At 48.0% G+C, this 294-nt stretch carries 1 protein-coding gene; it reads right to left on the bottom strand.

The genetic code is table 11. The annotated features are described in order from the left end of the window. Positions 1–89 precede the first annotated feature (89 nt). Positions 90–294, bottom strand: a 205-nt coding sequence (locus OGX98_RS00830; RefSeq protein WP_286594707.1) for a T6SS immunity protein Tli4 family protein, incomplete at its 5' end; no start/stop codon positions are given.

Here is a 294-nt window from a genome sequence, read left to right on the forward strand (position 1 = left end):
CGACCAAAACAGCAAAAATAATGACCTTCCTTTTTATTTTATCCATTGTGAAGCCTCCCTGTTATCTATCCGCAATCCTTTCCGGCCGGTCAGAACGCGCCAGGGCGCACCCGTACGCTACAGCTGATCGTGTCCCAGAAAGTAATAATTTCCTCCTTACTGTAGGAGGTCGGCGGCATGGAATCATTCTCCAGGGTCAGAATAAAATTGGGGGTCTTGTAGCTGGCTGTCGTTTCATTGATGAACATATCAAAACCGTAACGCGGCTCGTCTTGAGATGCCTGTAAACCCGTT

The organism is Citrobacter sp. Cm046, assembly GCF_030333065.1.
GTDB classification, from domain to species: domain Bacteria; phylum Pseudomonadota; class Gammaproteobacteria; order Enterobacterales; family Enterobacteriaceae; genus Citrobacter; species Citrobacter murliniae.